This window comes from Streptomyces sp. NPDC031225, from assembly GCF_055570355.1.
In genome coordinates this window covers 230,233-241,041 of the sequence record NZ_JBVIHJ010000016.1, presented here as the reverse complement: position 1 = coordinate 241,041, position 10,809 = coordinate 230,233, and the positions used below count along the sequence as shown (strand labels likewise).

The window sequence follows — 10,809 nt, the reverse complement described above, 5'->3', positions numbered from 1 at the left end:
ACGGCGGCCATCGCGGCGGGCGTCGTCGGAGCGGCTCCCGGCGAACAGGCGCGGGTGCGCGCGGGGGGGGGGGTTGTCCCCCACCCCGAACGCCCCCCCCCCCCCCCCCCCCCCCCCACCCCCCCCCCCCACGCCCCCCCCCCCCCCCCCCCCCCCCCCCCCCCCCCCCCCCTACGTGGTCGCCTTCAATCTGCACTCCGGCGCCCGAGCCCCGGCCGACCAGCCGCACATTCCCTGAACTGGCGCTGTGCCCGGCATCCGGCGACTGGACGCCCGTGGCGCTGCACTTCCGCGACGGAACCAGTGAGACCTGGAGGGCCGCCGATGCCTGCTTGTGGTGCTGAAAGATTCTCACCGGCGGTTCGAGGACTGGGCGGCGGACCTCACGCTCAGATGCAGCCCGTGCCATCGGCCGTCACAGGGTCGTGATCCTGTGTGTCTGCGTGGAGCCGTTCTGGAAGTTCGACTGGACGGTGTAGTTGGTGTATTTACTGATGGAAGATCCCGACGTCCACCAGTGGATCTCCGCGTTCTGGTCGATCGCCGCCCACCAGTAGCCGTCGGCGGTCTTGCAGGTGCCGGACCGGAGTATTCCGTCGAAGTTGTAGAAGCTGGTCTGGGAGTTCTGGTTCAATCCTGTGATGCTCACCCACAGCTCCCTGCTCGTATCGTTGCAGATTCGGAGTTTCACTGATGGGACTGCGGCCTGAGCAGCGGCGGGCAGTGCGATAACGACGGCTGCCGCCATCAGGACCGTAGCTACGAATTTGCGCATACTGCGCACGGTAAGCCTCCAGCTTTCAACGAATAAGTGGGTTTTCAATTCACACGCTATTGCCAGTCCAGGGTGACTGGTCAGCGCCCAACGTCGCTCGTGTTGGCCAGGACCGTCGACCAGGCGCCGAATCCTTCGGCATCTCCTGCCGCTGTCCGCCTTGAACACCCACATGACACCCTGGAACTGCTGCCGCAACCGATCGGAGTACGGGCCACACTCGCTGATCGGACGGTGTGGCTCGATGAACTTCCATTCCACATCGGTCAGTCGCCTCGCGTACGTCCTGCCGCTGGACTTTTCTCTGCGTCGACGAGGTCGAGTGGTTCGAGTCCGGGCCGGCCGGTCAGAGGGAACAGACCGGCGCGTGCCATCCGCGTAAGTTGTCCGCCGGCCCAAGGGCTATACGTCGCCATACGTCGTGTGCGTTGCGAACGGCAGCCCGGAAATCGGGTAGCGGTGGTCATTCTCCTTCGCAGATGCCTTCGACTGCGAACTTCTGGTAGAGGTGCGGGTAGGCGACGGTGCCGGCAGGGTAGCCCGCCAGGTGGGAGGCGAACTCCGGCGTGCCGAGGGCGGCACGGAGGTGCTCGGTGGATCGCCAGACCGCGACATTGGTGAAAAGCCGGCTGCCGCCGATACCCCGGTACAGCTGCACCGAGATCAGGTTCCCCGACTTCTTCATGTACTCCGCGTCGTCGGTCCAGGCGGCCACTACCTCGGCCTCCTTGCCTTCCGGAGCGACAAAGGTGTTGATGATGGTGACCGGGCCGGCCTTTTCCTTCTGCTGGTCGCGGAACTGGGTGGACTCGTCGAGGTGGCCGAAGCTGAGCATGAGTTCTCCTGGCAATCGAGGGGGAAGCGGGTGTGTGAACCCGCGGAGTTGCAAGTGATCAGGGACCGGGCGGGTCCGGGTCAGGGGCTGGGCTGCCGCTCCCTGCATGGCGCCCCCGGTGGTGTGTCTTCAGGCGTGGTGGTTGTCGAGGAAGTCGGTGATGAGCTGCAGCCACTCCTCGGTCCGCTCCAGCATCGGCAGGTGGCCGGTGGCGATTTCGGCGAGCTGGGCGCCGGGGATGGTTTCGGCGAGGTGGCGGTGCAGGTCGGTGGAGACGAGACGGTCGTCGGTGGTCGAGACGACCAGGGTGGGGACCGTGATGCCGGCGAGGTCGTTCCGGACGTCGAGCTGGCCGACGAGGTCGGTCTGCTCGGAGCTGCCGTGGGCGATGGAGGCTGCGGTGTAGCCGAGGGTCTGCTGCAGTTGCTCGGCCGGCATCGACTCCAGCGCCTGGGTGCCCAGGGCCGTCATGAGGAGGAATTCGGCGAGCAGTTCACGGTCGCCGGTTGCGGCGATCTTGCTCTGGATCGAGGAGGCGAGGGCGAGCCGGTTGTCGCGGTGCGGGAAGGCTGCGGTCAGGACGAGTGCGGTGACGCGTTCGGGGTGGCGGGCGGCAGCGCGGATGGCGACCGGGCCGCCGAGGGAGTAGCCGGAGACGGCGAAGCGGTCCAGACCCTCTGCGTCGGCGGCGGCGACGAGCTGGTCCGCGAGGTCGTCGACGGACAGCGCGGTGGCGGAGCGGGGGGTATCGCCGCTGCCGGGGTAGTCGATGCCGACGATCGTGTGGCGGGCGGCAAGAGCTTCCAGGACGGGGCCGTAGGTGCCGGCCAGGCTGCTGCCGGCGCCGTGGGCGAGGAGCAGGCCGGGGCCGGAGCCGAGGCGGGTGCGGGAGAACGTGGGTGCGGTCTGGGTGCGAGGTGACATGGCGGTCTGCCTTTCGAATGTGCCGACACGCGAGAATCATCCGGTGCGTGTGATTGCTTCCTCAGGTCTATCACACGAAGCGTATGATTTGGGCGTGTGACCTCAATCACACATGCCGTATGATGTGCCGGTAGAGTGGCGGCATGAAGCAGCCCCTGCACCGCCGCCAGCCGACCCAGAGCAACCCACGCGTGCAGCGCACCCGCAACCGTGTCCTGGCCGTCGCCCGGGAACTGCTGCCCCAGGTCGGACCGGCCGGGCTCACCTACGCCCTGCTGGCCGAGCGCTCGGACGTCACCCGCCAGACCCTCTACCGGCACTGGCCCACCCGCGCCGCACTCCTCTTCGACCTCATCCTCGAAGGCCCCGACCTCGGCAACTACCCCGAACCGGGCAGCGACGTGCGTGAGGTGGCCACCGCCTGGCTCAAGAGCCTGCGCGCCGGCGTCAGCGTGCCCGCCGTACGCACCGCCGCCCTGGCCGTCACCGCCCAGGCCGACCACGACCCCGACAGCGCCCAGGCACTCATCCGCATCGGCGAAGACCGCCACACCGGCTTCAACAAGCTGCTGGAGCCCGCAGGCATCCACATCAGCGAAGACGAGTTCACCCTCCTGTACGGGCCCGTCCTCGCCCGCCTCTTCCTCGACCGCGGCCAGGTCACCGACGCCTTCATCGACACCGTCGTCACCCAATGGACCACCACACTGCAGACCGCCGACACACCACAGGACGCCCAGAAGTAGTCACCGAAGGCGTATTCCTGTCCGCCGGTCCCGCCACCGTTGCCGAGTGAGCCTCGCAGCCGCAGCGGGGCGACACATCCTGCAATGGCTGCCATCAAGCGCCCGTGTCCGCACGTGGAGCGCACACAGTGAGCCCTTTCAGCGTGGCCACTGATCGAGTGACGACGTCGGCGTCCGCGCGGACAGGACTCCTGTGCCGTTGAGAGGTATTCGACGTCTCAACCCACTGGCGCAGGAGCCTCGTTGGGTCCCTATCCCGTCGCACTCGACCTGCCTCATGCCCTGGCCGAGTGGATCAGCAGGCTCATCGTCACCCCGAGAGGGTGACCTCGCCTGCAAGTTCCCGCCACACCGGCGTGCCCTCGTCGGCCTGGTGTAACTGCGCCGACACGACCCCCTCACCCAACTCGCGGCCGACTTCGGCGTTTCCGTCGGTAGCGCCCACGCCTACCCGGCAGCCGTCATCGACCTGCTCGCCGACCGGGCACCCGGGCTCTGCGGACCCTGCGTGAAGCCGACCCCGACTATGTCCTGCCGGACGGCACTCTCGCGGGGTGCGACCGGGTTGGCGACAGCCGGGTCGACCTCTCACGAAAGCGCCGACGCCATGGGCGTGAACGTCCAGGTGGTACCGATCCAGCAGGACGGTTGCAGTGGGTCTCGCCCGCACTTCCCGGTCGCGCGCACGACCTGACCACGGCCCGCACCCACCCAATCATCCGAATCTGCGAACGCCAGGGCATCCCACTCCTCGCCGACCCAACGTGTTCTCCGCCTCCGATCGCAAGGCGTCTTATAGTTGTTTAATGCAAATATCAGGTACCTTACTGTCGGAGCACTCATGAGCCGCACACACGCAGATCCGTCCACACACATGGGCTACCTGGCGTGGCAGATGGTCCACGTGATGGGAACGCGGCTTGAGAGAGCGTTGTGTTCGCTCGACCTCACGGCGGCGCAGCACAACGCGTTGCAGCACGTCGCGGCGGAGATCGCGCGCAGGACCGGCTTCACGCCCCAGCCCATGGGCGCCGCTGTCAACGCACTGGTGGACCGCGGCCTACTCGCGCGCCACGATCACCCTACGAACCGCAAAACCGTCCAGCTGACCATCACCGACAGCGGCACGAATCTCACCGAGCAACGGGACGTGGTGGAACGACTGGATATGGAAGCGCTCACGGTCCTCGCCCCCGCTGAGCGGGAAGCCATATGCTCCCTGCCGCTCCGGATGCTCGCCGAGCTCAATCCTGACGCTTTGCCGGCGTCGGGCCTGCGTGGAACGGGCTGAATGTGCCGTGGCCGCACCCCGGCGAGGGTCGGGCAGAACTTGTGCGCACCCTCGGTGCAGCACCTCCGGGGTCGCTTCCGTGATCTGGCGAAGCAGGTCGCTCATGCGGCGGAGATCGGTTCGACTCATGCGGCTACGCGGCTGACCGGCACGGAAACACTGAACGCGATTTGCGCGAGGATGCCCCTGCCGTCCCAGGTGGCGTCAGCGACCGCGGGCGGAGCCGGACGGCTTGTGGCGGACGGCCACCTTCCCGGAGGCGGCGAGCTTCGACAGCCACCAGGTGCCAGACCGGCTCGCGGCTCCTGACGTGACCGTGGATGCGAACTCGCGGCTCGGCAGGTCCGTGCAACTGCCGCTGGACGGCAGTCCGTTGTGTAGGTCGATGAATTTCAGCCCGTTGCCCGTCCGGTCTACCGGCCCGCTCCCGATGCCGCAAGACCAAGTCCAACGCCGTCCAGGTCGCGCTTGGCGCGCTTGCTGGTGGCTGCGGACCAGCCGACCGTCGTCACGCAGGCCCCCGCGTCACAACAGCATCCGCCCGGGGTCGCTGCCCGGCGCCTTGCCCAACTCGTCCGTATCGCCCGCCAGTTCTCCGAACGGATGGAGAACTCCGTGGAGGAGTTGTGCAGGCCTCGCCCTATCAAGCGTTTGACTCTTTTCAAGTCGCATTATTGGAAACAAGATGGTTGTTGTCTTGAGGGAACTGACCACTCCACGTCGTGCGCATGCCTGTCACACGCATGCGCAGGGGGAAGGCATTCTGTGTCTCAGCAACACCCCGGCCGACGCTGCGGCCTCGGCCGCAGAGCCTCGTCGCTCCTGGCCCCGGCAGTAGCCGGCGGCCTTCTGCTTCTTGCCTCCAGCCCGCCCACGCAGGCCGCGCCCACCGGCCCGGCGGCGCGGCAACCGGCCAACATCGCCCGGCAGAAGTACTCCGCCGGTACCTATGTCGTCCAACTCGTCGGCAAGCCCGCTGTCACGTACGGCAAGACCGCGCCGGCCCCTGGCAGGAAGGTGAATCCGCGATCCCAGGCCGTACGCGACTACCTCGGCCGGCTGAAGCAGGCACGCGACCAAGTCCTGGACGAGGTTCGGGGTGTCACACCTCTGTACACCTACCAGTACGTGCTGAACGGGTTCTCCGCGAAACTGACGGCCGCCCAGGCCGCAGCTCTGGCCCGCACCCCGGGCGTCGTGTCGCTGGCCCCCAGCGAGGCGAACCACCTGGCCGCCACGGCCACCCCGGCCTTCATCCAGTACGCCCTGCCGCCGGGCGTCACCAGCCAGACGTACACCCTCCACACCTGGCTGATCGGCCCCAACTCCCCCGACCACCCGGCCACCGTCGCTCCGGCCACGCACCCGGTCTCCCGGGGCGACACCGTCCCGGCCACCGTCTCCTGGCGGAACCTCCCGACCGGCGGCGTCTACCTGGGTCTGGTCGGCTACGGCGACGGCCCGGACACCGTCGGCACAACCGTCCTGACCGTCACCCCGTAGCGCAGGGGGGTTTGACGGGAAGGTCGCAACAACCGGAGCTCAGCAAAGGAATGAACGGAGGCCACATACGAACGCGATTCTGAAGCTGTCACACCGAACATCGAGCACTCAAGGAGATACATATGAGTACGGTCTTTGACCGGTTCCGGAGGACGGCAGTGATGGCCGCCGTCCTGGCTGCCGCACTGGGAGCAGTATTCGTGTCGCAGACGCAGGCCCACGCGGGGTCGATTAACCCGCCTGGCTCTCCCACCTACTGCCAGAACCATCCGTGGGAAGTCCAATGCGGCGGGTGATCCGTACCCCCTGACGCCCTGGTCCTGAAGCTGCCACACCGAACATCGAGCACTCAAGGAGACGCATATGAGTACCGTCATTGACCGGTTCCGGAGGACGGCAGTGATGGCCGCAGTCCTGGCTGCCGCACTGGGAGCAGTATTCGTGCCGCAGACGCAGGCCCACGCGGACGACATAACCCTGCCCGACTCTCCCTCCTACTGCGACAATCCCCCTCCGTGGGCGACCTATTGCTGAGAGCGGTCTCTGACGCCTTGGCGTAGGCCTTTCGTGACGGCTCGTCGGTTCATCCGGCGAGCCGTTTCGATGTGTCAAAGCTCTGGAACAGGGGGACCTGGTCAACCCGCCCCTTGGAACGCGTCATTCATTTCGAGTGGCGTCTCGCCTACGCCGGCGCCGACGCGGTGCCCCAACAAGCGCAGCAAGGAGTGCACGCCGTGCGAATCCTGTTCACCGGCCCCGTCAGGGCCGGTCATGTCTTTCCCATGATCCCGACTGCACAGGCCCTGCGATCGGCCGACACGGCGTCCTGTTCACCGGTCGGGCTCCGGTCGACGCGCTGAATCCGACCGGGTTTCCCGTGGCCGAGGGGGGCGACGGATCGACCCTCACCTACGCCTTCCGCCGCGCCAATGGCCCGGGCCTTCCCTTCGTCGTCGGCGAACGCAGCGAAGAGGAGACATGGCGCATGGCTGTGGCCGGTTACGCCGAGCACAGCCGGTCCGCTCTCGGCGATCTGCTCCGGCTGGCCGAGGTCTGGCGGCCTGACGTGCTCGTGCACGCGACGATGCATGCCGCCGCACCGCTCGTCGCGGCCCAGCTGCGAATACCGACAGTGGTACACAACTTCGGCGTGGCCGCGGCCCTGCCGATCGTCGACCGGATGGCTGCCGTGCTGGCCGACGAGTACCAGGCCCGCGGGGTGACCGGGCCTCCCGGCCGCATCGTCCGCGACGTGGTCCCCGCCTCGCTCGGCGGCGACGGTACGGGCTGGCGGGTCAGGTGCGGCCCCAACGGCGGCGGCCCGGTGCCGGCGGAAACTGGCCGCATGCGGCGACCGGCGGCGGGTCGCCGTCACGCTCGGCACGGTGATGAAGGGGATGGACCTCGTCCGGTTCGTCACCCGGCTGACCGAGCAGGCGGCCGCGGTCGACGCGGAGTTCCTGCTCACCGTCGGCGACACCGACCTCACGCCGCTGGGCGAGCTGCCGCCGAACGTCCGCCCGCTGACACCGTGGGTGTCGCTGGCCCATCTGCTGAACGTCTGCGACGCGGTGGTTCACCACGGCGGTGCGGGCAGCATGATGGCGGCGGCGCCGTCGTCGGGATACCCCAGCTGATCATGCCGTAGGGCGCCGACAACTTCACCAACGTCGCCGCCGAGGCCCAGGCTTCGCGCTGCGCGCCGAGGACGAAGCTGTGGACGGCGAGCTGCTCGACGCGCTCCTGAACGACAATGGGCTGCGCAAGGCGGCCGGGCGTACGAGCTCACCGGCCAGGACGGCCGGGCGCAGGTCGGCCTTGTCCAGGATGACATCCAGGCAGCGGTCCGCCAGGCCCGCGGCCGAGTCGAAGTCGTCGAGCGCGACGCCGTGGCGGGCGGTGGAGGTCGTCGACCGTGTTGCCGGCCTGGCGGACCGCGAGGACATCGAGAGCGCGGAGTGCCTTGGCGGCGTTCTGAGCCGGGGCCGGGCGTCAAGGGGGCGGAGGCGCGCGATGTGGTCGATGCGCTGGGCCGCCTCATCCCGCTCAGGGTCGAGGGCGGTGAGCGGATCGAGGTGGTCGGCGCGGGTGACGTCTTCCCAGCCGAAGTGGGCGGAGATGCTTGCTGCGGTGAGGCTGTCACCGGGCGAGTGGCCCGCCGGACAGCGGCTGCGCTTCGGCCCGTAGGCCGACAGCGGGCGGGTGGGTCGGCCTGGACGCCGACCCACGGTTCAGGCGGGTGGCATCTGACGGTCGCGTACGAGACCGGACTCCCAGGCCCAGGCGGCGATCTCGACGCGGTTGCGCACGCCGAGCTTGTCCTTGATGTTGGCCAGGTGGGACTTGACCGTGCCCAGGGACACGTACAGCTCGCCGCAGACCTCCTGGTTGGTGCGGCCCACCGCCACCAGGCGTACGACGTCGAGTTCCCGTTCGGAGAGCGGGTGCGGGAGCGCTGGCGGCGGCTGCTGTCCGGCGAGGTGCTTCAGTAGCCGCACGGTGACGGCGGGCGAGACCAGGGCGTCCCCACGGGCGGCGCAGCGCACGGCCTCGATCAGCAGGGTGGAGCCGGCGTCCTTGAGGAGGAAGCCGCAGGCGCCGTTGCGCAGGGCGGTGTAGGCGTAGTCGTCCTGGTCGAAGGTGGTCACCACGACCACACGCATCGGGTCGATGACGCCCGGTCCGGCCAGGGCCCGGGTGACCTCAAGACCGTCCAGCTTGGGCATGCGGATGTCGACGAGACAGACGTCGGGACGCATCCTGCGGGCGAGTTCGATGCACTCGGCGCCGTCGGCGGCCTCGCCGATCACTTCGAGGTCGGGCTGGGTGCCGAGGATCAGCCGGAAGCCGGTGCGGACCATCTCCTGGTCGTCCGCGATCAGTACCCGCGTCCGGGCCCCCTTCCCACCATCGTCATCACTCATGCCGATGATCCTTCCACAGCTGCCAGGACAGGGAAGGCAGCACTCACGCACCAGCCGCCGTCCGCTGTCCGGCCGCTGGTCAGCGACCCCTCAACGGCCTCCACGCGTTCCCGCAGGCCCACCAGGCCGAAGCCGCCCCGCCCGCCGATCGGCCCGGTGGCGCGCGTCTGCGGCGCCGCATTGCGCGCCTCCACCCGGAGGCGACCTTGAGCGTCCAGTTCGAGGCGGACGACGACGTCCGCGCCATGGGCGTGGCGGCGTACGTTCGTCAGCGACTCCTGCACCACGCGGTGGACGGACGTCTCCACCTCCGGAGCCATCCGGATCTCGCGCACCTCGGGCGCGATGACCAGCGCCGTCGCGGGCCCGTTCTCGGCGAACGCTGAAACCAAGCGGTTCAGCTCGGCCACCAGCTCACCTGGGCGGGTGGTGTGGTGGTCGTCCTCGCGCAGGACTCGCACCAGGCGGCGCATGGAGTCCAGGGTCTCCCCTCCGGCCCGCGAGATGCCCTCCAGCAGGGGCTTGATCTGCTCCGGCGAGGTCTCCTGGATCGCCAACGCGGCGTTGGCGTGCACGACGATGCCGGTGACGTGGTGGGCGACGAAGTCGTGCAGGTCCCGGGCGAGTTCCAGGCGCTCACTGTGGCGTACGGAGGCCACGGCCCGGGCCCGGCGGGCGTCCAGGAGGCGCAGATAGCAACCGAGGCCCACAGCGCCGCCGACGGCGAATGTCAGCACGAAGGAGTACCCGAAGAAGTCGCGCTCCGCGCCCTCTCGCAGCGGCAGGGCGATCACTGCGACGGCCAGCGCCGCTGACAGCGTTACGGCGGTGGCCGGGCGCTCCACCCGCCGCGCGGTCCGGGACAGCAGCACGAGCAGGGCGACCGTTTCCAGCAGGCTCCATGTACCGCTGGTGAGCGGGGCATAGGCACACAGGCCCACGGTCAGGGCCAGGGAGCCCAGTGCGGCGGCGCCGGCCCGCCAGGCGGGGCCCGGCCGGCGAGCGGGAAAGAGCAGTGCGACGGCGGCGAGGGGGCCGGAGACCAGGGGCAGCCAGCTCGACCAGCGGCCCTGCGGGTCGTAGTAGGTCACCAGGTCGAACAGCCACACCAGGGCCAGGCCCGCGCAGAGGGAGACCATGAGGGGGCGCCGGACGGCCGGAGAGAGCGGAGTATCAGGTTCCACGCCGCATAGGGTACGGATGTACGGCCGGGCAAGGGGTCGGCCCGCAGGCCGATGCCAACCACCCCGGACCGGCCCGGCGGCCGAGGACGGGAGCGGGCGTCCGGCGGGATCGTCGACGGTACGCAGATCCTCGGCACTCTCCAAGTGGCCCCGGCGACGTTCGCCGGGCTGTGCGACCTGTGCACCCTCGTCGCCGTCGAGACCTCCCGACGAACTCGCACCGCACGACCACCGCCTCCCCGTCTTGGTGGACGCCGTCTTACGGTGCGCCCTGCGCCCTGGCCTGTGTCGACGTGACCGTATCGGCGGGCGACGCTGGCGATCATGGGCGGCCTCAACGTTCTTGTCCAGGTTAACTGTACGTAGAGATATAAAGGTGGTTGATGCAATCACGCTTGCTTGATGTGGATCAGAAGGTTAATGCTTGATCCGTGCCCCCCACCCTGGCCTTGATCACCGGTGACTGCCCGGTCAGCGGTGTCGCCTGTGTTCCGCCCTCGGTCGCCGACCGCGACCTACATCCGGGGGTCTTGCTGGTAAGCCCGCGGAACGACCTTGCTATCGATCTGGGTGCGGTCGGAGCAGCTGCGGCGCAGCGCCCGACCTCCGGTGACGTCCGACTGCCGG

The 10,809-nt window shown here is 68.7% G+C and carries 11 protein-coding genes and 3 pseudogenes; 8 read left to right on the top strand and 6 right to left on the bottom strand.

Features of this window, described 5'->3' with window-relative positions; translation table 11 throughout:
- Positions 1–169 precede the first annotated feature (169 nt).
- A pseudogene (locus ACZ48Z_RS26960) lies at positions 170–335 on the top strand (IS701 family transposase); the annotation flags it as partial.
- Positions 336–415: 80 nt separating this feature from the next.
- On the opposite strand, the gene ACZ48Z_RS26955 reads toward ACZ48Z_RS26960, so the two are convergent.
- From ACZ48Z_RS26955 to ACZ48Z_RS26945, 3 genes are all read right to left on the bottom strand, one after another.
- Complete coding sequence (locus ACZ48Z_RS26955) at positions 416–649, bottom strand: hypothetical protein (RefSeq protein WP_468738457.1); 234 nt, start codon at positions 647–649, stop codon at positions 416–418.
- A gap of 589 nt (positions 650–1,238) precedes the next feature.
- Entirely contained in the window at positions 1,239–1,610 is a 372-nt protein-coding gene (locus tag ACZ48Z_RS26950; protein ID WP_468738456.1) for an antibiotic biosynthesis monooxygenase family protein, read from the bottom strand.
- A gap of 129 nt (positions 1,611–1,739) precedes the next feature.
- The gene (locus ACZ48Z_RS26945; RefSeq protein ID WP_468738455.1) at positions 1,740–2,534 is read right to left on the bottom strand and encodes an alpha/beta fold hydrolase; all 795 of its coding nucleotides are present in this window, start codon (positions 2,532–2,534) and stop codon (positions 1,740–1,742) included.
- Between the two features lie 143 nt (positions 2,535–2,677).
- On the opposite strand from ACZ48Z_RS26945, the gene ACZ48Z_RS26940 reads away from it, so the two are divergent.
- The 7 genes and pseudogenes from ACZ48Z_RS26940 to ACZ48Z_RS26910 all read left to right on the top strand — a co-directional run bounded on the left by ACZ48Z_RS26940 (position 2,678) and on the right by ACZ48Z_RS26910 (position 7,711).
- Entirely contained in the window at positions 2,678–3,280 is a 603-nt protein-coding gene (locus tag ACZ48Z_RS26940) for a TetR/AcrR family transcriptional regulator (RefSeq protein ID WP_402172286.1), read from the top strand.
- A gap of 243 nt (positions 3,281–3,523) precedes the next feature.
- Positions 3,524–4,039 (top strand): annotated as a pseudogene (locus ACZ48Z_RS26935) (helix-turn-helix domain-containing protein); the annotation flags it as partial.
- Between the two features lie 82 nt (positions 4,040–4,121).
- Complete coding sequence (locus ACZ48Z_RS26930) at positions 4,122–4,571, top strand: MarR family winged helix-turn-helix transcriptional regulator (RefSeq protein WP_468738454.1); 450 nt, start codon at positions 4,122–4,124, stop codon at positions 4,569–4,571.
- A gap of 765 nt (positions 4,572–5,336) precedes the next feature.
- Positions 5,337–6,074, top strand: coding sequence for a protease inhibitor I9 family protein (locus ACZ48Z_RS26925; RefSeq protein ID WP_468738453.1), 738 nt, complete (start codon positions 5,337–5,339; stop codon positions 6,072–6,074).
- 363 nt (positions 6,075–6,437) lie between these two features.
- Positions 6,438–6,608, top strand: a complete 171-nt coding sequence (locus tag ACZ48Z_RS26920) for a hypothetical protein (RefSeq protein ID WP_468738452.1) — start codon at positions 6,438–6,440, stop codon at positions 6,606–6,608.
- Between the two features lie 451 nt (positions 6,609–7,059).
- A pseudogene (locus tag ACZ48Z_RS26915) lies at positions 7,060–7,254 on the top strand (hypothetical protein); the annotation flags it as partial.
- Positions 7,255–7,462: 208 nt separating this feature from the next.
- Complete coding sequence (locus ACZ48Z_RS26910; protein WP_468738464.1) at positions 7,463–7,711, top strand: glycosyltransferase; 249 nt, start codon at positions 7,463–7,465, stop codon at positions 7,709–7,711.
- 24 nt (positions 7,712–7,735) lie between these two features.
- On the opposite strand, the gene ACZ48Z_RS26905 is transcribed toward ACZ48Z_RS26910, so the two are convergent.
- Genes ACZ48Z_RS26905 through ACZ48Z_RS26895 form a run of 3 tightly spaced genes read right to left on the bottom strand, consistent with a single transcriptional unit; the run spans position 7,736 to position 10,182 of the window.
- Positions 7,736–8,302 carry a hypothetical protein gene (locus ACZ48Z_RS26905; RefSeq protein WP_468738451.1) on the bottom strand — a complete coding sequence of 189 codons (567 nt, stop codon included), beginning with the start codon at positions 8,300–8,302 and terminating at the stop codon, positions 7,736–7,738.
- A gap of 3 nt (positions 8,303–8,305) precedes the next feature.
- Entirely contained in the window at positions 8,306–8,998 is a 693-nt protein-coding gene (locus ACZ48Z_RS26900; protein WP_402172293.1) for a response regulator, read from the bottom strand.
- Complete coding sequence (locus ACZ48Z_RS26895) at positions 8,995–10,182, bottom strand: sensor histidine kinase (RefSeq protein WP_468738450.1); 1,188 nt, start codon at positions 10,180–10,182, stop codon at positions 8,995–8,997. The genes ACZ48Z_RS26900 and ACZ48Z_RS26895 overlap by 4 nt, the downstream gene beginning before the upstream one ends.
- Positions 10,183–10,809 lie beyond the last annotated feature (627 nt).